The organism is Paraglaciecola sp. MB-3u-78 (genome assembly GCF_002835935.1).
Lineage (GTDB): Bacteria > Pseudomonadota > Gammaproteobacteria > Enterobacterales > Alteromonadaceae > Paraglaciecola.
In genome coordinates, this window is sequence record NZ_PJCF01000005.1 from 22,807 (window position 1) to 46,546 (window position 23,740).

Below are 23,740 nucleotides of genomic sequence, written 5' to 3' on the forward strand. Positions count from 1 at the left end.
CTACCTAGCACATCAAGAGGCTTTATCTAAGGCAAGGTTAAACAGTAGGATTATGCACAAACTATCCAACCCTTTTCTACCAAAAAAGCGCTTACCCCTTAGCTAATAAACGTTTGTGGCATCAAACTACACATTAATCTCAATTTAATTTCAATTTTCGCTGCTATCAATTGTTTGGGTATATTGATTGTATCTGCGCTATAACCTGCGTAAAATCCGCCGCGGAGTTGGCCAGACAATCGTCGTTCAGTTTTCATTCGTGAATTTCTGAAGGGAGGAAAGTCCGGGCTCCATAGGGCAGGGTGCCAGGTAACGCCTGGGCGGCGCGAGCCGACGACAAGTGCAGCAGAGAGAAGACCGCCTGTTTGTTATCAGTAACAAATCGGTAAGGGTGAAAGGGTGCGGTAAGAGCGCACCGCGTTGCTGGCAACAGTATACGGCAAGGTAAACTCCACCCGGAGCAAGACCAAATAGGATCTCGTATGGCGTGGCCCACGTTGAGATCGGGTGTGTTGCTGGAGCCAGTGAGCGATTGCTGGCCTAGATGAATGATTGTCGTTGTTTGTTTTCGAACAAACTTCACAGAACCCGGCTTATCGGCCAACTCCACTATTTCTTCCTTTGATGGGTTGAATAAGTCCTCGCAGCATTTTTTTGAAAAATTGATAACATCCATTGTATATTAGGCCTTTTCAAAACTAAGGCTCTCGTTACTTGATAGCAAAGTTGATGACTAGTAGCCCTAATGTTTTGTTTTAATGAGTCATCATTCTCAGAAAAGACAAGATTTTGCTAGAAAGGTTCTTAAGGTGTTAGGAGTGTTTGATTATTAGTAAAAAATTGAATTTAACCCAAGTGTCCAAACAACTGGGTGTATCTACGGCAACTGTTTCAAACGCATTTAATCGGCCAGATCAATTGTCATCAAAGCTCAGGGATCGCATTCTGTCTGAAGCCGCAGAATTAGGCTATCACGGCCCAAATTTGGCTGCGCGTTTACTAAGAAAAGGCGAGTCAGGTGTTATAGGGGTAATGATGGTTGATTCCCTGAGTTATTCTTTTTCCGATCCAGTCGCCAGTCAATTATTGCAGGGCATTGCTGAAGTGTTGGTTGAAAATGGCAAACAGATGCTGCTGTTATCTAGTGCTTTGGATTCAGCAGAACAAAGTAGTGCTGAATCATTGCCTGATGGGTTTATTTTGTATGGTGCTTTGCAGGGAAATTCATTCGAGCAGATCAAGCGTTTAGGTAAACCTATTGTCAAAGTGGATTATCATTCAGGTAGCACTCATTCAGTGAATATAGATAATGAAGCTGCGGCTTTTATCATTGCTAAACATGCTCTTAAAGGTCAGGAGCAAAGTATTGCGATATTAGGCTTAAGATTAGTTGACTCAAATCGGGTATGTAGATTAACTCATGAAGATTTATTGACTGAGTCACAGGACGTAGCTCACAGCAGATTAAAAGGTTATTTAAGAGCCGCAAAAGACCTCAATATTGAAGTCGTAGCCAGCCAGATATGGCACGTACCTATTAATAACGCCGAGACAGCAGAAGTGGCAGTCAGAGAGGTCTTAAGTTTATCTGATTTACCAAAAGTCATACTCTGCATGAGCGATGTGATCGCGTTGACAGTACTGCGGGTGGCTAAAGAGTTGGGTATCAATGTACCAGAGGAATTACGTATCACTGGGTTTGACGATACGCCAGAAGCATCTCGCTCTGAGCCTGCACTCACTACCATTTGCCAACAGAGTATCGAAAAAGGACGTGTTGCCGCTAAATTACTGCTGAACACGGCACAAGGAGACGACACAGTTCAAAAAATCGTTTTGGACACGCGTTTAGTCATACGTCAAAGTTGTCCTTAGGTTGAATCGTTCACCCCCTAAATGAAACGTCTGGTCAACAGCTTCAAATTAGACTTAATAGGCGGGTAGGAGTGAGTATCCCACTTCGCTTCCTATTATATAAATTTCGCGGATCTCCTTTTGTTTTCTTAAAAATCGCTAAGTTATTAATTTAGTTATGGAAAATGTTTTTCACAAGACTTTTAATAGGAAGCATCAAAGGGTCGTTAAAGTCAGGGTGACCCCGTCAAGGTGACCCCGTCAAGTCTTCTTTTGCTTTTTGATTTCAACACAATTTCGGGTTGGAAAAATATAAAATATACAGACTTAAATCAATAAGTAACGGCTGAAACTTTTGACGACTCAAATCAATTCGAGCAGTTACATATACGAAATGCTCGATAATAAGTGTTAGATTGTTTCTCAATTTATGGTGGCTATTCAAAGTATGAAAGTAATATTGTTACTTATATTATTCACTTCTCCATTTACTGTTTTGCTACTTAAAAAAAAAGAGGCCATAGACTTTTACAAAGATAGAACAGCAGCTTTTACACCTTTAAAGGCTTTTAATAATTTTAAAGAGCTCGCTGATAAAGGGAGTAATAATGCTAGAGTATTATTGTTTGCTATTTTTTATGAGTTTCTAAGAGAACTTGAAGCGTTTGTTGCCTTCACTATCAACCACCTTGCTATTGCAGCAAGGGCTGGCGATAAACTTGCGCAATATAATTTAGGGTTAATATTGATAAAAGGCCTATTCATACCACAGGATATAGCCTTAGGTTTAACATGGCTTGAAAAATCAGCGGCTCAGGGTGAAATATCAAGTATGGAATTTTTAGGAATAACATACATAACGTTATTTGAAACAGATAAAACCAATAAGTTATACGCTGAAAAATCTATTTACTGGCTACGCCAAGCTATTAAAAATGAAACAACTGATTCAAATATATATCTTTTATATGGTATGGCTATTTACGATCATAATAGAAATTTTGATGAGGCATCATCGCATATACGAAAAGCTATAAAGCTAGGCGATAAAAATGCAATAGAAGCATTAAGTCTATTATCAAAAAGGCACAATCTAACAAGTCATTAAAGCAGGACAAAAAATAGTTGGTTTTTGCTCCTGCGTCGCTAATTTATACTAACTATTTTTAGCCCCTTAATGAGGCGTTGAGGCTGTAAAAAAGGTCAGAGCCAGAAAAACTGTAGTGCGCTTACGTAAAATATTTATGTTGTTTAATGGTTAAAAGCAATCTAGATTTAATGTAGCGACGGATTTTTAAGGGCAATTTTGGCTGATTTGTAGATTGAATATTAGGTTGAGGGTTTTTCTACACCCTTGTTAGGAATATGAGTAGTTAGTGTTACCAGCGAAAAAAGGTTAAGAAGAATGTCAATGAAACGAAATGGATTATGGGTTGTATTCGCGATCTTTGCTTTTACTGCAATGTATTTTCATGATGGCGAGCCGTTGTTTATAAGTCATGGGGCATATCCTGTCGGTAAAGCAATAGCATGGATTATGTTGATTTGTTTTTTGTCATATTCAATTTACTGCAGCACAAAAGAAAATATTTTTAAAACTATCAAGACTATCTATCCGTTGCATTGGGCAAGGCAAATTGGAATCGATCTTTATCTTGGTATAGTTATAACAATGTTCCTTATATACCTTAATGAAGGTTCGTTATTGATTGTGGCTTTGTGGTTTATCCCTGTAGTACTTTTTGCCAATTTGGCGACACTCTTGTATGTGGCAATGAATTACGATTCCATTGTTTCACAATTTTTATAAACCCATACGAGACAAATTGAGCTAACAAAGTGTCCAACTCGGAGTCTGTAATGCTCTCACCTTTTTGATCCAATCGGTATTATCAACTAGGCAGTGGAGCTTTAGTGATGCCAGGTTTTTCCTCAGCTTTCTTATATGTGGTTCAGGCTTTTATCTCGTTACTCGCAATCAGCCACATGACTTGGTAAGGCAAAAGTTGAATATCTGATGATACGCCATAAATATTTTCTCCGCTGATTAAGTCCATAAAACGACTTGCATTAAGTTGTGTCAAGACTTTGCCATCTAGACACTGCACATTCTCGCTGAAGTTAGCCAAAGCCAATAAAGTTTGCCCTTGGTCATTACGTCTCGTATAAGCGAACACATGTTCATTGTTTACTTCAATAAAATCAGTATCTGCATTGCCTAATATTTTATTGTGTTTACGGATAAGGATTAAATGCTCGAGTTCCTGTGCAATTCTTTGATTTGGTGTATCTATTTTTTTAGCGTTGTTTACATCGCTGTCTTTAATGCTTAGTCGGTGTACCCACCTGCCGTCATGGGCTTTGCTGGGATCATCTTGATACTCATAGTTGTTGAGTAAACCCAATTCGTCCCCTGAATAAAGTAGCGGGATACCACCAATGCTTAGAATAATTGAGTGGATCATCAATATTCGTGCAACTGCGTGGTCTATCAATTCGGTATCGCCATGCTCAATGGCTTTTTCTAAACCGGCTAGTGATGCCAATGATCCACATACTCGGCAATCACCGGTTTCGGCGTTTTCGCCAAAGGCCACACCAGAAGCAAAAGACCCCTCAAACCTACCCGTATAAAACTGGTTCAAGAAATGTCTGTGGTCATTGCCATTCATCCCCAGTTCAACGGCTAAGGTATCATCGAAGGTCCAACCAATATCATCATGGCTGCGGGCGTAATTGACCCAAGCGCAGTCACCTGAAATGTCAAAACTTGTACGCATGGATTGGGTGAGTAACTTTGTTTTTCTGGTGGCTAAGCTATTCCATATTAATGCCATTAACAGGGGATTATAGGAAAGTTGGCACTCGTCTTTATCGATATATTTGATGACTTCATCTGGATGCACTATGGCTTCTGACTTAAACACCACACTTGGCGCCACGATTTTTAGACAGCGATTAAAAGCCTGTATCAATAAATGCGCTTTTGGCTGGTTTTCGCAACTAGTGCCCATTTCTTTCCAAATAAAGGCAAGTGCATCTAGCCTTAATGCATCACAGCCTAGGTTAGCCAAAAAAAACATTTCGTCTGCAATGGCATTAAAAACCGCAGGATTGGAATAATTGAGATCCCACTGGAAATTATTGAATGTCGTCCACACCCATTTATTGGCTGTTTGGCTCCAAGTGAAATTACCTTTTCGAACTTGTGGAAATATCTCTCTTAAATTTTGTTCATACATGTCAGGCAAGGTTTTATCATCAAACATCCAATAAAATTCTTGGTATTCAGTATTCCCTTTTTGCGCTTCTTTTGCCCATTGATGTTCATCAGAAGTATGGTTAAAAACAAAATCTAAGACTAGGTTGATACCTGCTTTAGACAAAGCATCAGAGAGTCTTTTAAGATCTTTTATGCTGCCTAGTTTTTCATCTGTTTGACGATAATCCGATACCGCATATCCACCATCGCTGTCGCCTTGAGGTGATTTATACAGTGGCATGAGATGTAAATAAGTGATCCCAAGAGAGGTTAAATAAGGAATTTTTTCTTCAAGATTAACTAAGTCACCAGCAAATAAATCTACGTAACAGGATAGTCCAAGCATGCTTTCGTTTTTGTACCAATCAGGCTCTTTTGCACGCTTAATGTCTTGCTGTTTTAATTTGCTACTTCTTTCTTTTAGCGCACTTTTCATGATGTGCACCAGTTGCTGTAAAAAGTAATAGAAATCATAACGTTGACCATAAACTTGATGCAGCAACGAAAACAGCACCACAAAGTTTTCTTCTAGGCGCTGGTTAAACAATTGTTGATCTTTTTTGCTTAACCCAGACAGATCAGTGTTTTCTAGTAATCTTTGTAAAGTTCGTCTACTTTCTAAAATTAGATTCATTTAAACCACTTAATTAAACGTTTAAGTATATTTGGTGATGAGCAATATACGGTTTAAGGTCATTGTTTGCAACAATAATAACAAGTTGTTTACAATGAGTATCTTTTTTGCTAAATTGCATCTTAATCGTTTAAGTTGATTTTTAAAACTCCCTTAAATTATTTTTATACACTTAAAAAAATAAAAGCACACAGTAAAAACACTCTGGGCAGTAGGCTTAAAGTTATTAATTAATAGAGTGTTTCGACTAAATTGACACCACTGAACTGGAGAGACATATGAAAACGTTATTTAGGCAATCTGCCATTACCGCAGCACTTGCCATTGCGCTGCATTCTTCTGCTTTTGCTCAAGAAGCCGAAGCACAAGCACAGCCGCAGATTGAGCAAATTGTTGTTACTGCAAGCCCTACAGGTGCAACTATGCAAGAAGCAAGTGTATCGGTAAGTTCTTTTGATGAAGAAGCTATATTTAAGATTGCACCACGTTCGACTGCTGAAATATTTAGAGCCTTGCCGGGTATTCGTGCTGAGTCATCTGGTGGCGGAGGCAACGCCAATATTACTATTCGTGGTATTCCTTTGGCGACGGGTGGTTCCAAATTTTTACAAATTCATGAAGACGGTTTACCTGTTTTAGAATATGGAGATATTAACTTTGGTAATGCCGATAATTTCTTACGTTATGACTGGTCTGTGGGTTTAGTCGAGGCGGTACGAGGTGGTTCAGCATCCACATTTGCCAGTAACTCTCCAGGTGGGGTGATTAACCTTATAAGCAAAACTGGTGAAACTGGTGGTGGTGCCCTTGGTACTTCATTTGGCTTAGATTACGATGAGTTCCGACTTGATTTTTCTTACGGCGGAGAGATTAACAACGACCTGTATTTTCATGTTGGTGGTTTTGCCAGAGGTGGCGAAGGTACGCGCGACACTGGTTATAATGGTGATCAGGGGGGGCAAATCAAATTTAATATTACTCAAGTGTTAGACAATGGTTACCTACGTTTTTACTTCAAGCAACTTGATGACAAAGTGACAACTTATCTGCCAGCACCTGTTCTTGTGAATAGTAATGGTGACTTTGGACCTGTCGAAAATTTTGATGCCAGCAGTCAAACATTACACTCTGCCTACACCACTAATGTGTCGAGCTTTGACTCATTTGGTAATCCTCTGAACAGAGATCTCACTGATGGAATTGAATCCAATGTGACATCTTTTGGTTTTGAGGCAAACATAGAAGTGGCTGAAGACTTAGTGTTTTTAAATAAATTCAGAACCTCTGAAATCAGCGGTAGTTTTATCGCACCATTTACCGATACGTTCGGAGACTACGGTCCACAATCAGCTGATAGTTTAGCCAGTAATATTTGTAATGCCGCCCTTGATGGTGAAGGTAATGCATTTAACTGTGCGTCTACTAGTGTCACTTTGGCAAACGGCCCTAATTCAGGTGAAGCCTATAATGGTTTAGCTTTTTTGAACTTACTTTTTGATACTTCTATCAACGATCTAGGTAATCTTATCAATGATATGAATTTGCGCAAAGAATGGGACAGTGGTTTATCCCTAACGGGTGGTTATTATTATTCGATGCAAGATATCGCAACCAGTTGGAATAGTTGGAATACCTTTATTCAAACAGTGGACGGCGATAATTCTCAGTACTTACATATCGAAGATGCCGATGGCGAAGCGTTAGTTAACGAAGGCTTGTGGGCACCCGCGTTCCTTTCTTGGGAATGGGATCTACGTTACACCACTACCGCTCCGTACTTAAATATTGGTTATGAAGCCGGTGACAATTGGTTATTTGATGCCAGTCTCAGGCGAGATACCGTGCAGGCGAATGGCGAACTCATTAACGCTTGTTGTGGCGGTAATACAGATTTTGACTTAAATGGTGATGGGGTGATTTCAGGTAATTCTGAAGATGCGTCAGCATCAAATGGTTTTGGCTTTGGTGGCGGTGTCATTAACCTCAATCGTGCTGGCGCTGCTAGCCAAATCGTTAATTATGAAGCCAGCATGACGTCTTACTCTATTGGTGGTTCGTATATCATGGATAAATCAAAAACGATATTTGCTCGTTATAGTAAAGGCGGTCGCGCTATCGCCGATAGACTTTTACAGATAGGCGGAACACTTAACTCAGATGGTTCATTAACCAGTACTACATCAGGTTTTGATGAGACTAAGCAGCTTGAAATTGGCTTTAAGTATGCCACGAGTGACTTGCGATTGAATGCCACATTATTTGACACTGTGACTGAAGATACTCAAGCGGAACTCACTAGCGGACTCACCTTTATTCGTGAATACGAAGCAACAGGTATTGAGCTTGAAGGTAACTATGAGTTTGGCTCAGGCTTTTCTCTCTCTGGTAATGCAACTTGGACAGATGCAGAGATTAGTGATGATAAGTTTAATCCTGCATTAGTGGGGCAAACCCCACGTCGCCAAGCTGATTTTATCTATACCATTTCACCGCAGTATCAAGCTGATGATTATTTGTTAGGCGCATCGTTACAAGGTTCAACTGAGTTTTTCCTAGGTGATACAAACGAGCTTAAACAAGATGGTTATAACTTGGTTAACCTGTATGCGACTTGGTATGTTTCTGATTTGTTTTCTGTTTCATTAAACGTTAATAACCTAACGGATGAATTTGTTATTACTGAATCTGAAGAGACCAGTGCCAGTGCTGGGGATATTATTCGAGCCAGACCGTTAAATGGTCGTACGTCTTCTTTATCTATTAAATATATGTTTGATTAGTTAATAATAAGATGCCCACTTAGCTGTTAAGTGGGCAATAAAAGTTGTGTTCAGAATGTATTGTTACTGAAGGTGAAGTTGTGATGACTAATACTCAAACAAATAATAGAAATTTGGCGTTGGTTAGATGGTTAACCTATCTAATGTTTATGATGTTTGCCATGACATCAGACTCGGTGGGCGAAATTATCAAAGAGGTCAAACGCGAGTTTGACGTAAGCAATACCGAAGCAAGTTTAATGCACACACTGTTTATGGTGGGTATCGCTTTTTCAGGTTTGTTTTTAGGTTTTTTGGCTGATAAATTTGGTCGTAAAAACACCATAATTTTAGGTTTGTCTTTATTTGCAATCTCTTGTTATTTGTTTTTAGTAGGGACTAGTTTTGCTTTTATCCTTGGCTTAATTACGCTGTCTGGCATTGCGGTTGGTATATTTAAAACCGCGGCGCTAGCACTAATAGGTGATATTTCTACTTCTACCAAACAACATACCGGTACCATGAATGGTGCGGAAGCATTTTTTGGTGTGGGAGCTATTATTGGTCCTCTGCTCGTCGCTTGGTTAGTCAGAGAAGGAGTGGATTGGAAGTGGCTGTACGTAATAGCTGGAGGTTTATGTACCTTGCTCATAGCAATGGCTTACAAGGTTGATTATCCAGAATTTAAGGCCAGCGATAATACTGCCAAAAAAGGTAGTAACTTCGTGAGTAGTTTAAAGTTATTAAAAAATCCCTATTCAATGGGGTTCTCAATCGGTGCTTTTTTATACGTCGCCGCTGAAAGCGCTATTTATGTTTGGATGCCAAGTTATTTAGTGTGTGATGCATCTAGCCTAGAAGACACCTTTGCTTGTTACGCAAGTGACGGGCAACAAATGTTAGCGATGTACGCAGTGGCGGTGTTTTTCTCCTTACGAGCTGCGGGCAGATTTGTGGGTATTTGGATGATGCAACGTTTCAACTGGGCACTGGTATTGATGCTGTTTAGTGGGGCTATCTTAGTGTGTTTTGTTGGCGGACTAATGGGCGGAAGAGAAACCGCACTTTATCTATTTCCTTTAACGGGTATTTTCATGTCAGTCATTTACCCTACCTTCAACTCCAAAGGCATAAGTTGTTTTCCTAAAGCTGAGCATGGCAGCGTAGCAGGGATTATTTTGTTTTTTACTGCAGCGGGGGCAGCAGCAGGTCCTCTGATTATGGGGATTGTGAGTGATGCATATGATGGTGAAGCAAAATATGGTTTTATGGTGGCTACAGGTTTCGCAGCGGTATTGTTTGCTGGTTTGCTTTACAACTATATATTTAATCCTACCGAAGCGCGCTTGGCTGAAATAGAAAAAACCGAATATCTTTGAGTTGTGTTGGTAAACAATAGATCGCTAAATGAGTTAACGAGATGACAAAATATTTTGCAGTAATTGAAGGTGGTGGCACAAAATTTAATTGTGCAATAGTCGATGCTCAAAAACAGATATGTGCGGAGTATCGTGTAGCCACTTCTACACCAGACGAAACCTTAAGTGCTGTTGTGGCTTTTTTTGAGAGTCAAAAAAACAAGGGCTACGATTTTGAAAAACTAGGACTAGCCTGTTTTGGGCCTCTTGATTTGAATAAACATTCTTCCAGTTTTGGGTCTATTACATCAACACCAAAACCCCACTGGTCCAATACTAGGATTGTGCCAATATTGGCTGAAACCTTAGATTGCCAAGTTGCGATAGATACTGATGTGAATGCCGCGGCATTAGCTGAGCACTTATGGGGGGCAAGTAAAGGCGCTGAAGTAAATATTTATATTACTGTAGGTACTGGTCTTGGCGTCGGTGTCATCATAAATGGCAAACCACTGCACGGGCTTATCCATCCCGAAATTGGCCACATGTTAGTTTCAGGGTTAGATAACATACAAGGTATTTGTCCGTTTCATGGCCAATGTTTTGAAGGCATGGCATCAGGTAAAGCGATGTCGGAAATTTGGCAACAACCTGCAGAAACCTTGCCCGATGATCACCAAGCTTGGGAGATTCAAGCCCAAGTGCTTGGGCAATTATGTCATAACCTTATGTTGAGTTTTAGTCCGCAAAGTATAGTGTTGGGTGGTGGCGTGATGGCTAAATCAGGTCTACTAGAGCGTGCTATCTATTATGCTGAAAAGTCATTAAATAGTTATGTTGTTTTTCCAGAAAATTATAGCCTCAAGCAAATAATATCTAAGCCTGGTTTGGGAGAGCATTCTGGACTTTTAGGGGCGTTAGCTTTAGTTTTGTGAATTGCTTAAGTATAAAAAATGCTTATAAACTAGCAGTTTATAAGCATTAAATTAATATATGTTAAGTTTTACTAGAACGAATAACCCACACTAAAAGTGACTGTTCTAGGTAAAATAAAGCGCCCATTGGGTGCTGTTGGGTTACGAGGGTCACCTTCAGTCAACGCATCTTCATCGGTTAGGTTTTGTATCGCTATATTCATATTTAAGCCACTATCATTAGCAACGGTTAGTCCTAAATCCAGACTTTCGTAACCGTCTAGCACGACCGTGTTGCCGGGATCAGCGAATCTGTCATCAATAATAGATAATGTGCCGTATAACGTGGCGTAGAAATGTTCCATTTCAAAGTCATAGCTTGGTGTAACACGTAATTGAAAACCTGGCTGACGCTGGGCCTCATTACCAATGATGGTCGCATCGGCAGACTCCACAATCTCCGAGTCTTGGATCGTCGCATTCAGCGATATAGCGAGTCCATTATCAGCATAGTATGCGGCATCAAATTCAATGCCCATGGCTTCGGTTGCAAATAAATTTGAGACGCCGCCGGGTATAGGCGTTTGAGAGCTTTCGACTTCATTATAAAAGCCTGTTGCATAAACATTGTAATTTGAGGTAGCAAGTTTATAACCTAATTCAAATTGAGTGACATCAGAGATGAGGTCATTGCCGTTTGAATAGCTACCAAAATTATCGCGAAAGTCATCAAAATAGGGCATTTTGCTACCTTCACTGTAGCGCGTAAACACACCTGAATCTTTTTCAAACTGCCAGTTCACACCCAGAGTATAAGCCACATCAGATTCATCATACTGAACCGCTTTCGTTATGACCCCATCCAAACCTTCATCTACACTGTACTCAATTTCATGATTTTCGTTTCTTATACCGATATCTGCACTTAGGTCATCACTAAATTGATAATCTAAAGCCGCATAAAGTGCTGTGGTTTTACCATCACCGGTGCTGTTGATATCGTAGTTCCAGCCGCAACCAGCCACACTGACATTACATGCAATCCCTGCCAGCGCTTCACCGCCACTTTGCACCACGTGATACGCATGATTACCTAATGCCCACCAGTCATTTGAAGAATAACTTGAGCTGAAAAGTCCAACTGAAGCCTTGAGGGTATCGGTTGTTTTGGTTAAGGCTAAATCATTAGTAAATGATTCGATGTCTTTACGCACAACCCAGCGACCAAGCTGTTGTACCGCGGTGCTGCCACTGTATGTATTACCTGTTACTGAACCGGTAGCAGAATTACCACTATCAGCAACGGATGAAAGGGCTACCGGGTCACCGTTTGTCACTAAACCTAAGGTATCAGCTTCACCCTTGGTAAAAGAGAAACGGTCGACAAACGTCCAGCCATCACCTAGTTCTAAGTTAATGCTACCGCCAGAAACTGAACCGTCCCAGCCACGGCCTTCACCAAAATCAAAGGCTTCGCTGGTGCTATCACCTTCTGGACCATAGTTGATGGTGGCTTGTCTGTTTAAGGTACCCAAATGAACAAAGCTGTTGTCCACATCAGCTATTAAAGGTGTAGGTGTGTACCAAGTTCCATGATCATCTGTGATGCGGGTGTAAAGGTTAATTTTACCGTTGTCTAATTCTTTGGTCAGGTTGATGGTAAATTGATTGCCTTTCTCTGAGGTGAAACCAGCGTCCCTTACGCCTGAGCTTTGTTGTACGTAACCGCCAATCATGTAATAAAAATCTTCGTCTAATGCACCACTTAGTACTGCATCAATACGTTGTAAACCATAGTCTGAAGTGGTGTATTTAAATGTACCTTCGGTTATTTCGCTGCCTTCTTTAAGCAAGAAGTTAGTGGTTAATCCTGGTTGTCCATTGGATAATACTGAAGCGGGTCCACCCCGTAATGCGTCCATAAACTGAATCGTTTCGTCGACGCGAAATAATGTTGAGTTCTCAAGAAAAGAGACCGAAGGAGGGGTATATATCCCAACTCCTTGCAGTTGAACCGTTAAAAATGGTGCATCGCCACCACCAGGAAAACCCCGGACAAATACGTTGGCGCCAGATACTCCGCCAGAGCTTTCTGCCCAAACACCAGGTACTGCTCTAAAAAGTTCGGCTGTGCTCTTAGGAGCTAACTTTAAAATGTCTGCTGCACTTAATGAGGTGGAGGCATAACTCGCGTCTACCTTTCTAATTGCGGTACCACTTGCGGTACCCGTTACGATAATTTGTTCAATAAAATCTGTGTTGTTACTTTCATCTGACGCTTCTTCTTGAGCGATAACTGGGCTTGCTATGATAAATGCAATGCTGAGTGGAAGTAATTTTTTATGGAATGTTTTAGTTTTCATTTTTGTTACCTAGCATGTGTGTTTGTGTTCGACATGTAAACCATATGTAAAAATGCAATCGTTTGCAATTGTTTTGTGCAATCGATTGAAATTATTTTCAAATAATACAATTATGCTAGAATGAAACTGTGCTTGGGTATCAGCATAAATGCTTTTTTACTTACTTGTAGAGTCTGAATACATCTTGAAAACAGATAAAAAATTAACACTTGCAGGACTTGCCAAGCTGGCAGGCGTCTCAACATCTACTGCATCAAGGGCTTTAAACGATAACCCCGTTATTAAACAAGCCACCAGAGATAAAATAAAAGCCTTAGCAAGTAAGCATAATTTCAGTATTAATGCAGCTGCTAGCCGTTTGCGTACTCAAAAAACCAATGTGATTGCTGTAATCCTGAATCTGATTGACCATACCGAGCAAAGCATCAGTGACCCTTTCTTACTTAAGGTGGTGGGTGAGTTGAATCAGGCACTTAACCATAAAGGCTACGAATTGTTACTGTCTAATTCTTTTATGGCGTCTGACGATTGGGCAAACTATTTTCTATCCAGTAGCCGCGCAGATGGCATCATTGTGGTGGGACAAGGTAAAAGCGATGAAAAAATTGATGCAGTAGCACGCACTGGACTGCCTATGGTTGTGTGGGGCGACCCCACATCAGACGTTGATTACACCGTGGTGGGCAGTGATAACAAGTTAGGTGGATATATTGCGACCCAACATTTAATCAACAGCGGCTGTAAAAACATTGTGTTTTTAGGGGATCCAGAGCATTTGGAATTGGCTGAACGCTATAAAGGGTATCGTCAGGCTTTGTCTGAAGCAGGCGGGGTGCTTGAAGACAGGTTAACCTTATCTATTGATATTACTAGCACAGCAGCTTATGAAAAAATTAGCGAAACGATTTTACACCATGGTTTATTTTTTGATGGCATCGTCACATCAAGTGATATGGTGGCTTTAGGGGCGCTCAAGGCTTTAAAAGAGCGATACATTGGTATTCCTAGCGAGGTGGCTATCGTTGGATTTGATGATATTGCGATGGCAGAGTTGTTCCATCCTTCGCTTACCACTATCAGACAGAATGTTAAAAAAGCGGCAGAGGTGATGGTCAATCAGTTAGTTCTTCAGTTCGAAGGCAAGCCAACACAATCTACAGTTATTGATATTGAGTTAATTCCGCGCAATTCTACTCGGCACTAAATAATATCGGGATTATAAATAAACATTAAAATGCAAACGATTGCATATATTTTGCGTTGCATATAGACTAACCTCATTAAGTGCCTATGAGTAAAGTGTATATGTCTAGATTGCTTGTTATTGTTGCGATAGCCGCCTGTTATTTTATGTTCGCTATTATGTTGAATAGTGTCGGCACGGTTATTTTGCAATCCATAAACAGCTTTGGTATCGGTAAACCAGATGCCAGTACTCTTGAAGGTTTTAAAGATTTATCCATAGCCTTTGTGTCTTTTTTTATAGCCTCTTTTATCCCAAGAATAGGGTATAAAATCGCTTTGCTAATCGGTTTGTTATTGGCAGCAGGAGCCTGTTTGCTGACCCCTGTTTGGGGTAACTTCATTGCGATAAAAGTGTTGTTTGCCTGTATTGGTATATCTTTTGCGCTAGTAAAAGTGTCGGTTTATTCTCTTGTTGGCCAGCTCACCCATGACACGCGCTCGCACTCATCACTGCTTAACACCATTGAAGGTATTTTTATGCTGGGGGTGTTATCTGGCTATTGGATCTTCAGCGCTTACATTGATCCCGATGCGCCTACTTCACTCGAATGGCTGAACGTATACTATCCATTAGCCGCAGGGTTATTTATTACTGCTTGTATTGTTTTATTCTCACCGATCCAGAAAACCCCAGTTGTATCTCAGCCTAATGGCTTGATCCAAGAGTTTGTTGAAATGCTTAAGTTGGCTTATAAACCGCTGGTTTTAGTGTTTGTTTTATCGGTGTTTCTGTATGTGTTAATCGAACAAGGGATTGGCACTTGGTTACCTACTTTTAACAGTGAAGTATTACACCTACCTGTTGACGTGAGCGTACAAATTACCAGTATTTTTGCGGCTATGATTGCTATTGGTAGATTAATGGCTGGGCAGATATTGAAGTTCGTGAATTGGTATTTATTCTTAAACATATGTATCGCGATGATGGCGGTTTTGATGCTATTGAGTTTGCCCTTAGCGGATGACATTGACGCAACAGCTGTCACCGGTATTTTTAATGCACCTCTCGCCGCCTACCTTTTGCCGATTGCAGGTTTGATGATGGCCCCTATTTATCCGGTTATTAATTCTGTGATGCTAAGTTCTTTAGAAAAAGCGAAACATGCACAAATGACCGGGCTAATTGTGGTGTTTTCTGCACTGGGTGGAACTACCGGCTCCATTATTACGGGTCTTGTGTTTGATACCTTTGGTGGAAAAAATGCCTTTTACTTATCATTGCTCCCCATGGCGTTACTTGCGTTTACTTTGTTCTTTTTTCGTAAGTCGACCAATAAGCTGTCTTCTTCCACCATGCAGAATGAGCAGTAGCCGTTATGTCAGATACTAATAAAGCAAAACAGTGCCTACAGCAAAGCCTAGATTTTTTCGAAAGCGACTTATTTCACGATGTGCAACTAGCTGGAATATTTGCCGATAGCAAAACATTTGCCGACGCTTATCCTAAATTCTCATGGTCTGAAATATTCGCTGGTTATCAAAAAGATCAGACCTGCGAAGGGTTTGATCTTAGGGATTTTGTGCAGCAGCACTTTGTCATTCCTGAAACAATATTACTCAGCAACGATACCGATAAAGGCTCAGTGAAAAGTTATATTGAATCGTTGTGGCCAAAACTTGAAAGACAGCCAGATAAACTAGACTTATGCTCTTTGTTACCCCTTTCTCATCCTTATATTGTGCCGGGGGGCAGGTTTCGTGAAATCTATTACTGGGATAGTTATTTCACAGCTTTGGGTCTCAATGAGTCGGGTCGGCAAGATATCATTCGGTCAATGATTTTAAACTTTATTGATTTACAGGATACGTTAGGGTGTATTCCTAATGGTAATCGCAGCTATTACAACAGCCGTTCTCAGCCCCCTTTATTAGGATTGATGGTTGAAATGTATTTACAGAATATTGACCCGCTTCAGACAAAAGTAAGAAGACAGTTTCTAGAACATTGTGTGCAAGGGTTAGAGAAAGAATACCAATTTTGGATGCAAGGTAAAGAGCAATTAGTGGGTGCTGCTACAGCAATCAAACGTGTCGTAAAAATGCCAAACGGAGTGTGTTTAAATCGTTATTGGGATGATAGCGTTGAGCCTAGGCCTGAATCATATCGAGAAGATATCGAGGCGGCAGAAAATATTGCAGCAGCAAAAAGACCTACTTTTTACCGCAATATCCGCGCAGCCTGCGAATCAGGTTGGGATTTTAGTTCAAGATGGTTAGCTAACCAAGATGATTTATCGACAATCCAAACAACGCATATTGTACCTATTGATCTCAACTGTTTGTTGTATAAATTAGAGACCTTACTAAGTCAATTTTATGCCGAGTTACTTGAGAGTGAACTGAGTTCAAAATTTGCGGCTTACGCCCAAATTAGAAAGGATGCGATTAATCAATATTTATGGGATGAACAAGGTGGTTTTTATCATGATTTTGATTTTATCCAAGGTCAAAAAACAACGATTCAATCACTCGCTGCTTGCTTACCTCTTTTTTGTCAGATTGCTTCACATCAACAAGCAGAGCACATTGCAGATAAACTCGAAAATTCGTTTTTAATGGAAGGTGGTCTAGTTACGACACTCAACGACACTGCGCAACAGTGGGATGCGCCAAATGGATGGGCGCCCTTGCAATATTTTGCGGTGGTTGGCTTAATGAATTATGGGTTTGCGCCGCTATCGGTAACTATCATGAATAGATGGATGACTACGGTGGAGCAACAATTTATTACTGATAACAACATGATGGAAAAATATAATGTTCAACATAGTCAACGTGTTGCACAGGGGGGGGAGTATGAAGTTCAACATGGTTTTGGCTGGACAAACGGTGTCGCACTGGCATTCTACCGACTGTTAGATGCTGATACAGCTAGCAACTAAAATCACATAACCAGTCGCGTAAATAAAGCATACCCCCAACCTAATCGATGGCTGTTGCAACGATTTAGATAGGTATAGTCATTGAATGTTCCCTTTTGAAAAAGGCTTCGCCTCTTTAATCGCATGAGGTCCTAAAAGAATTCCGATGCAAAGAGCTGCAGGCTAAGTGATAACCCGCAGCTCTGATAACGCCCGGCAAGCTAAAGCATTAAGAAATTTGACGTTCTTGCCCTTCCCAGTAGGGTTTACGCAATTCGGTTTTAAGCACTTTATTCGCACCTGACAAGGGAAATGCCTCGGTTGTGAATTCAATGCTATGAGGGCATTTGTATCCGGCAATCAGCGTATGACAGTGTGTTTGCAATGCTTGTGCGGTCACTTCGACACCGGGATGTAAAATGACCAGAGCATGCACACTTTCACCCCATTGCTCGCTTGGAATACCAATCACAGCACTCGTGGCTACTGCTGGGTGTTGGCCAATCGCATTTTCAACCTCGGCCGAATAGACATTCTCGCCTCCGGAAACAATCATGTCTTTGACTCGGTCCATAAGGAAGATAAAGCCGTCCTCATCCATATAACCGGCATCGCCTGTGAGTACCCAACCGTTGCGGATTGTCTCGGCTGTGACCTCGGGTTTGTTCCAATAGCCCAGCATAGTGGTTGGACCCTTAACCGTGATTTGCCCCACATCGCCGCGAGGTACTTCAACCATGTTCGCGTCTACTACGCGGATCTCACAGACGCGTGTTGGACGTCCCGCTGAGCGCAGCTTTCCGGCTTTTGGGCCTTCCAAAACGTGATAGTCTTCAGACAGTACTGACGCTATAGGGCTTAGTTCTGTTTGGCCAAAAGCTTGTATGAAAGAGGTGTTGGGGAACTTCTGAAACGCATCCTCTAAGACTGACTGCGTGATGGGCGAAGCTCCGTAGGCAATCTGGCGCAAAGATGACACATCGGTCTGTGCCAGTTTGTCGCTTTGCATCACCATTTGTAACATAACGGGCACCAGTAACACCTGACTGGGTCTATGCTTCTCGATTGCCGCTAGTGTTCCATCAGGGGTGAACATGGGGATCACCACATGGGTGCCCGCCATAAAAGTTACCGCACTAAACCAAATCAAATCAGCGATATGAAACATCGGCGCTGCGTGCAGATAAATCGTACCTTCTTGCATGTTTAGTTCATGGGCATTTGCCACACCGCCTACATAAAAGTTGGTATGGGACAACATCACACCCTTAGGAAAACCTGTGGTACCGCCGGTATAAAAGATGCCCGCTAGATCATCGCCGCCGCGACCCGCATCATCTACGGGGGCATTGGATGCCACGATATCTTCATAGTTCACCATGCCCTCAGGTGTTTCGGCATCTCCGCAGTAGATGATAGTTTTAAGAGCTGGCACCTGGGATTTAAGCTCGGTTGCGACCCCCTTGAAGGCTTCATCCACGATAAGGATCTCAGCACCCGCATCATTTAATGCATAAGCACATTCAGCCGCGGCCCAGCGGATATTCATCGGCATCATCGCTCCACCACCCCAGACAGTGGCAAAGTAGTATTCAATGAACCGGTCGGAGTTAAGCGACAGTAGCGCCACGCGATCCCCTGATTTCATGCCTAGCTTCTGCAAACCTGAGGCCAGCCGCGCGACGCGATCTTGCATCTGGGTCCAAGTTTGCTGCCTGTCCTCATAGATGGTGGCAATGCCTCTGGGGTTGATTTGCGCTGCGCGTCTAATAATGGATGTGATTTGCATGGGGTAATGTCCTTGGCGTGGGTTTTATATCTGTTTTTTGCCGAGATTAATCTCTTTTTACCCAATATGGTAGATACTCGTTTGAAAAACCAGCATGTTTTTATTTCATTAAAAATATAAAAGAGAGGTCAATATGGAAAATATGCTACCTATAATCTGCTCTTAGTGTGATGAAATTTAATTAGGCGCAAGGCCCATTCCATCACCAAAAGACCCTGTATTTACATTATTTAATAAACCCATGATTTAACTAGTGATGGTGTTCAGCCTCAAACTCTTCGATATTTAATAGTTCTGGATAAAGCTGTGCAACATTGCTGGCTTTGTCTTGCGTAACGGTTAATGCATACCCTAGGTCTGAGGGTAAATGCTCTGAACTCCATCCCAGAGAAGCGACTTTATTATCGATCATGGTATTAATTTCATCGTCGGTATACGCAACTGCCTTAAGAATGGCTCGAGTTGAATGGCCATGACGTTCGGTGGCGGTCACGGCCCTTATTGATGCCCTCTGAGGTCTAATTGAGTAATGATCTATTTGGGTCAGGCAATGGCCACTGGGGTGATCGGGGTAAATTGAAAAGGCGAAGCTGCCTAATTCCGTACCCACTTTGCCATCAGCTTGGCGACTATATTGTGCGCGCAGATCTTCGATTGAAAGTGGTTGGGCAGCTGCTATGTCGGCTTTAATAAAGCGCTTTACCCACTCCTGTGTAGATGCCTGCTGAAAAGCGACGGTTAAAAATGTTTGAATATCTCCTGTGACTGTTATTCCTTGAAGACCGGGTACCTTTTTTTCTAAGATTTCAAGTTCAGATTTACTGGCATCAATAAAAATCCACTCGTCCCAGGTTTTATAGAACTGTGACAGCGCATGCTCCCCCATGGCCGCTCGGCCACTTGGCTCATTAAAAGGGGTAAGGCCAACATAATCAAAACAGAACGGGAGTTGAGCTAAGTTTGTTACTGCTGACAAGGATGTACGCGCTCTGGACGTCACGCCCGTTTTTAGTCGGTGATAAAGGGCAACTGCCATGGACAGTCCGCCGGCAAAACCGCAATTAACATCCAGTGTACCTAGGTGGGCATGTTCCTCGGGAGTTTCCTGGCCGCCAAAGCGCGACATAATGCCGCTGTTGGCCTGAATAATATCATCGTAGCCAATATAATTAGTTTTTGGGCCAGCGCTTGGGCCGCCAAAACAATCTAAGCGACAAAATACAACACCGGGATGAATCGCCTGCAAAGTGTCGTGATCTAGGCCCAAAGGTATCATCTGGCGCTCGGGTGCATTAATAACCACTAAGTCGACGCTGCGCACCAAGCGCTCGAAAGCCTCTCTTCCTTCAGGTTTATTGATGTCCAAAAGGCCACTGCGCTTGCCCATATCAGATTGAAAGGCAAACAAGGTACCGATTAGGGGATCGTAGCTAGGCACAACCGACTGCAATTTAATGATTTGTGCACCAAAACGCGCTAGAAATGCCGACGAGTGAGGGCCAGCAATCACATTGCTTAAATCTAAGATGCGAATTCCCTCCAACCAGCCTGTTTTTTCCACACTCGCTGAACCTGTTACCACTGGGCGAGTGATTTTTTCAGCTAATTTAACTTTTTGCAGCTGTTGCAAGGCCTCCTCAAAGTTAACATCTTTGCGCGGTGATGGAGACAGCATTAGGTGCGCAGACTCTTCTAACCAAGCAACTGGACCGGGCTGTTTCATCAATCCGTACTCAGGATCATTAACTTCGACGATCAGGCCGGCACTTTTACAATGTTCACTGTTAACCCACTCCTGGGTGGTTCTGTGTGGTGCACCGGGGATCTGCCCCTCGCCAAAAATTACTCCCCACTGCTCTGAGGTTTTGCTGAGAAAAACCCACTTCATTTTTTTGGCAATAATATCTGCCCATTTTTTTGGCAGGGGATAGACACCAATAGAGGTTTCTCCATCCCACTGGCTAGTAGGCAAATGTAGGTCGCTAATATCAGGAAGGCCCTGTGCAACCAGTTCTTCATAGAGACCCAACATCTGTAAGCAACGTTTGGCGTGCGTGCGGTGCGAGGGACAGACACAGTAAAATTTGCGGCCATCGGCACAGTCGTAAGAGCGGTAAAAGGGATCCAAATACTCTTGTAATTCATCATAACTGAGATCAAAGGGAATATTGCTTTCACGGCGACGTGTTATCTCCAGCTCACGCATGGTCTTATAGCGCTGGGGCAAACCATCGACAACATAGGAGTTGTAAGATAATCCTTCCATCATTGCTGCAATGACGGGCACTTCAATAATATCGCCATATCCGTTTTTCTCGCGACCAAACAGGGCCAGCACCAAAGCACTAGCAGCCAGACAAATGGAATAGGAAGAGCCAAGTGGCAAAGGTGAGTAGCATGGATTGAGGCCCATCAAAGTGCGATTAAAGCCCATGTCGGTAAAGGCTCCTGAGGTGGCTGCAACCACAGCTTCAGTGGCTTTCCACTCACGTCGCAATTGGTCATTACTGGCAAAACCCGGCATTGACAAACAAATAAGTTCGGGGCGTTGTGAACACAGTTGCTGGAAGTCTATACCTAATTTTTGCATCACTCCTGGACGAAATGACTCTATAAGAATATCGGCACTGTCAATCAAACTATGCGCTTGGGCTAAACCCTGTGCAGATTTTAAGTCGAGGCGCAGCGCGCTTTTATTGCGATTTAAAATGGCATTGGCAGGACTCTGCCACTGTGGACCTTGGGGGGGATCTATATGGATCACAGTGGCACCAAGATCCGCCAATACCATGGCCACTGCCGGTCCAGCAATCTGCTGACCAAAATCGATAACGCGCACTCCAGCGAGTGGCAGATGTGTGTGCTTTTGCATAATAAACTCGATCCTATTGATACTGTCAGGGCGCTTTAGTGTCCCTATTTTTGCGAAGTGTAAGAACGAAATGTCAGTCACGCCATCAATTAAAAATTGGCCTAAGGCATCGTTTTTTTTATTGTTAATTTTATTTACAAAAACAATACAATTTGTATCATTATTGATGGTTTTAATTGATTTATTGGCGTAGGCTCAGTAATAAGAATAAAGATAAAAATAGGCTCTGGTCTCAATGCAAAGCACAGATAAACAGTCATGCAAACCAGGCTTCTGGAATGATATTCGTCCAATTATGGTCACGGGCTCTGCGTTGTTGGTGGTTATGTTTGTTTTATTTACGGTGATTAACCCAGATTATGCTGGCACAGTATTTAATTCTGCCCGAGACTTTATCGCCAGCAATCTGAGTTGGTACTACATAGCCCTGATGAACTTCTACCTAATATTTGCCCTACTGTTGGTGTTCAGTAAATATGGAAAAATACGCCTTGGTGCAAATTCAGACAAACCTGAATTCAGTTACTTTGCTTGGTTTTCTATGCTGTTTGGTGCTGGCATCGGCATTGGTATTTTATTTTGGAGTATTGCTGAACCTATATTTTATTTGCAGAACAATCCCTTTATTTCTGATACCCAGAGCATGACGGCAGAGGCGGCTCAGGTAGCGATGCGAGTCGCAATTTTTCACTGGGGACTTCATGGCTGGGCCCTGTATGCTGTTCTCGGCATGACCTTCGCTTATTTTACCTATCGCAAAGGTCTGCCTCTATCGATACGCTCCGCGCTCTATCCAATTTTTGGTGAGCGAATTTATGGTCCAATTGGCAATATTGCAGATTTACTCGCTGTCCTAGGTACTGTATTTGGTATCGCAACATCACTTGGTTTGGGTGCTCAGCAAATGAATGCGGGTATAAGTTATCTGCTGGACATTGAGATCTCGACAGCCATTCAGATACTGCTGATCGCCGTTATTTCGATAGTTGCCACAGCCTCGGTGCTAAGTGGTGTCAACAAGGGGATCCGCATACTGAGTGAGCTCAATATGAGCCTAACCCTATTAATTTTGGCGCTGTTTGTTGTTTTTGGCCCAACACTTTATTTGCTCAGTTGCATCGCTGTTAACACAGTGGATTATCTGATTAATGCTCCTGCTCTGGGCGTTTGGATTGCGCCAGTTGAACATGCCCAGTGGCAGAGTGATTGGACCATTTTTTACTGGGGCTGGTGGCTTGCCTGGTCGCCCTTTACGGGAATTTTTATCGCCCGTATTTCCCGGGGCAGAACTGTCCGTGAATTTATTCTTGTGGTGCTTGTTGTGCCCACTGTTCTGACTATTTTGTGGATCACCATCTTTGGCAACAGTGCCATGTATATTGAGTTATTTGGTGATGGTGGGGTTGCAGCCGCGGTCAATGCTGATACCACCACAGCTCTATTTAAAACCATTGAATTATTAGATGTTGGCTATGTATTGACGGGCATTATGGCAACCATTTGCACCTTTATGTTACTGACCTATTTTGTCACCTCGGCTGATTCGGCAACCTTGGTAATCTGTACCCTTGTTGCTATGGGTAATAACGATCCTCCTGCCAAATTGCGCATTTTCTGGGGCGTGGCCATTGGTGCCGTTGCTGCGGTACTACTTTATAGTGGAGGATTGCAGGCTTTAAAAACCGCATCGATAGTTGTGGCTCTGCCCTTTTCTGTGGTGCTTATTTTGGCTACCTTCGGCCTGTGTAAATCTCTGTATAACGAAGGTAAAACAATTAACACAGAGCCGTTTTTAATTAATCCCTCAACAACCAAACCTGTGGAGTAAT

14 protein-coding genes and 1 other RNA gene are annotated in these 23,740 nt (G+C 42.2%); 11 read left to right on the forward strand and 4 right to left on the reverse strand.

What is annotated here, in order from left to right:
* The first annotated feature begins 223 nt into the window (after nt 1–223).
* From rnpB to CXF95_RS11195, 4 genes are all read left to right on the forward strand, one after another.
* Nucleotides 224–612: RNase P RNA component class A (gene rnpB, locus CXF95_RS11180), an RNA gene on the forward strand.
* A gap of 216 nt (nt 613–828) precedes the next feature.
* Nucleotides 829–1,875 carry a LacI family DNA-binding transcriptional regulator gene (locus CXF95_RS11185; protein WP_101199269.1) on the forward strand — a complete coding sequence of 349 codons (1,047 nt, stop codon included), beginning with the start codon at nt 829–831 and terminating at the stop codon, nt 1,873–1,875.
* 427 nt (nt 1,876–2,302) lie between these two features.
* Nucleotides 2,303–2,962, forward strand: a complete 660-nt coding sequence (locus tag CXF95_RS11190) for a tetratricopeptide repeat protein (protein ID WP_157828130.1) — start codon at nt 2,303–2,305, stop codon at nt 2,960–2,962.
* Between the two features lie 297 nt (nt 2,963–3,259).
* Nucleotides 3,260–3,664 carry a hypothetical protein gene (locus CXF95_RS11195; protein WP_101198799.1) on the forward strand — a complete coding sequence of 135 codons (405 nt, stop codon included), beginning with the start codon at nt 3,260–3,262 and terminating at the stop codon, nt 3,662–3,664.
* Between the two features lie 142 nt (nt 3,665–3,806).
* Here the strand turns inward: CXF95_RS11195 and CXF95_RS11200 are convergent, their stop codons facing one another.
* Entirely contained in the window at nt 3,807–5,750 is a 1,944-nt protein-coding gene (locus CXF95_RS11200; RefSeq protein ID WP_101198800.1) for an alpha-amylase family glycosyl hydrolase, read from the reverse strand.
* 278 nt (nt 5,751–6,028) lie between these two features.
* Here CXF95_RS11200 and CXF95_RS11205 point away from each other — a divergent pair, with 278 nt between their 5' ends.
* From CXF95_RS11205 to CXF95_RS11215, 3 genes are all read left to right on the forward strand, one after another.
* Complete coding sequence (locus CXF95_RS11205) at nt 6,029–8,530, forward strand: TonB-dependent receptor (protein ID WP_101198801.1); 2,502 nt, start codon at nt 6,029–6,031, stop codon at nt 8,528–8,530.
* 143 nt (nt 8,531–8,673) lie between these two features.
* Nucleotides 8,674–9,888: a sugar MFS transporter gene (locus CXF95_RS11210; protein ID WP_101199270.1), complete on the forward strand. Its 1,215-nt coding sequence runs from the start codon at nt 8,674–8,676 to the stop codon at nt 9,886–9,888.
* Nucleotides 9,889–9,929: 41 nt separating this feature from the next.
* Nucleotides 9,930–10,802 carry an ROK family protein gene (locus tag CXF95_RS11215; protein WP_101198802.1) on the forward strand — a complete coding sequence of 291 codons (873 nt, stop codon included), beginning with the start codon at nt 9,930–9,932 and terminating at the stop codon, nt 10,800–10,802.
* Between the two features lie 71 nt (nt 10,803–10,873).
* Here the strand turns inward: CXF95_RS11215 and CXF95_RS11220 are convergent, their stop codons facing one another.
* Nucleotides 10,874–13,144, reverse strand: a complete 2,271-nt coding sequence (locus tag CXF95_RS11220) for a TonB-dependent receptor (protein ID WP_101198803.1) — start codon at nt 13,142–13,144, stop codon at nt 10,874–10,876.
* A 148-nt stretch (nt 13,145–13,292) separates the two neighbouring features.
* On the opposite strand from CXF95_RS11220, the gene CXF95_RS11225 reads away from it, so the two are divergent.
* From CXF95_RS11225 to treF, 3 genes are all read left to right on the forward strand, one after another.
* Nucleotides 13,293–14,348 carry a LacI family DNA-binding transcriptional regulator gene (locus tag CXF95_RS11225; protein WP_232787790.1) on the forward strand — a complete coding sequence of 352 codons (1,056 nt, stop codon included), beginning with the start codon at nt 13,293–13,295 and terminating at the stop codon, nt 14,346–14,348.
* A 101-nt stretch (nt 14,349–14,449) separates the two neighbouring features.
* Nucleotides 14,450–15,700 carry a sugar MFS transporter gene (locus CXF95_RS11230; protein WP_198556569.1) on the forward strand — a complete coding sequence of 417 codons (1,251 nt, stop codon included), beginning with the start codon at nt 14,450–14,452 and terminating at the stop codon, nt 15,698–15,700.
* 5 nt (nt 15,701–15,705) lie between these two features.
* Nucleotides 15,706–17,271, forward strand: coding sequence for an alpha,alpha-trehalase TreF (gene treF / locus CXF95_RS11235; protein ID WP_101198804.1), 1,566 nt, complete (start codon nt 15,706–15,708; stop codon nt 17,269–17,271).
* A gap of 208 nt (nt 17,272–17,479) precedes the next feature.
* Here treF and CXF95_RS11240 read toward each other — a convergent pair whose 3' ends face one another.
* Nucleotides 17,480–19,039, reverse strand: coding sequence for a long-chain-fatty-acid--CoA ligase (locus CXF95_RS11240; protein ID WP_101198805.1), 1,560 nt, complete (start codon nt 19,037–19,039; stop codon nt 17,480–17,482).
* A 250-nt stretch (nt 19,040–19,289) separates the two neighbouring features.
* Nucleotides 19,290–21,911 (reverse strand): CoA transferase, encoded by a 2,622-nt coding sequence (locus CXF95_RS11245; RefSeq protein ID WP_101198806.1) that lies wholly within the window; start codon nt 21,909–21,911, stop codon nt 19,290–19,292.
* 235 nt (nt 21,912–22,146) lie between these two features.
* On the opposite strand from CXF95_RS11245, the gene CXF95_RS11250 reads away from it, so the two are divergent.
* Entirely contained in the window at nt 22,147–23,739 is a 1,593-nt protein-coding gene (locus CXF95_RS11250) for a BCCT family transporter (RefSeq protein WP_198556570.1), read from the forward strand.
* Nucleotide 23,740 lies beyond the last annotated feature (1 nt).

What these genes read in the sequence shown, in the direction of transcription:
- CXF95_RS11190 (WP_157828130.1), top strand. Translation starts at nt 2,303, where the DNA reads ATGAAAGTAATATTGTTACTTATATTATTCACTTCTCCATTTACTGTT.
- CXF95_RS11195 (WP_101198799.1), top strand. Translation starts at nt 3,260, where the DNA reads ATGTCAATGAAACGAAATGGATTATGGGTTGTATTCGCGATCTTTGCT.
- CXF95_RS11200 (WP_101198800.1), bottom strand. Translation starts at nt 5,750, where the DNA reads ATGAATCTAATTTTAGAAAGTAGACGAACTTTACAAAGATTACTAGAA.
- CXF95_RS11205 (WP_101198801.1), top strand. Translation starts at nt 6,029, where the DNA reads ATGAAAACGTTATTTAGGCAATCTGCCATTACCGCAGCACTTGCCATT.
- CXF95_RS11210 (WP_101199270.1), top strand. Translation starts at nt 8,674, where the DNA reads ATGTTTATGATGTTTGCCATGACATCAGACTCGGTGGGCGAAATTATC.
- CXF95_RS11215 (WP_101198802.1), top strand. Translation starts at nt 9,930, where the DNA reads ATGACAAAATATTTTGCAGTAATTGAAGGTGGTGGCACAAAATTTAAT.
- CXF95_RS11220 (WP_101198803.1), bottom strand. Translation starts at nt 13,144, where the DNA reads ATGAAAACTAAAACATTCCATAAAAAATTACTTCCACTCAGCATTGCA.
- CXF95_RS11225 (WP_232787790.1), top strand. Translation starts at nt 13,293, where the DNA reads ATGCTTTTTTACTTACTTGTAGAGTCTGAATACATCTTGAAAACAGAT.
- CXF95_RS11230 (WP_198556569.1), top strand. Translation starts at nt 14,450, where the DNA reads ATGTCTAGATTGCTTGTTATTGTTGCGATAGCCGCCTGTTATTTTATG.
- treF (WP_101198804.1), top strand. Translation starts at nt 15,706, where the DNA reads ATGTCAGATACTAATAAAGCAAAACAGTGCCTACAGCAAAGCCTAGAT.
- CXF95_RS11240 (WP_101198805.1), bottom strand. Translation starts at nt 19,039, where the DNA reads ATGCAAATCACATCCATTATTAGACGCGCAGCGCAAATCAACCCCAGA.
- CXF95_RS11245 (WP_101198806.1), bottom strand. Translation starts at nt 21,911, where the DNA reads ATGCAAAAGCACACACATCTGCCACTCGCTGGAGTGCGCGTTATCGAT.
- CXF95_RS11250 (WP_198556570.1), top strand. Translation starts at nt 22,147, where the DNA reads ATGCAAAGCACAGATAAACAGTCATGCAAACCAGGCTTCTGGAATGAT.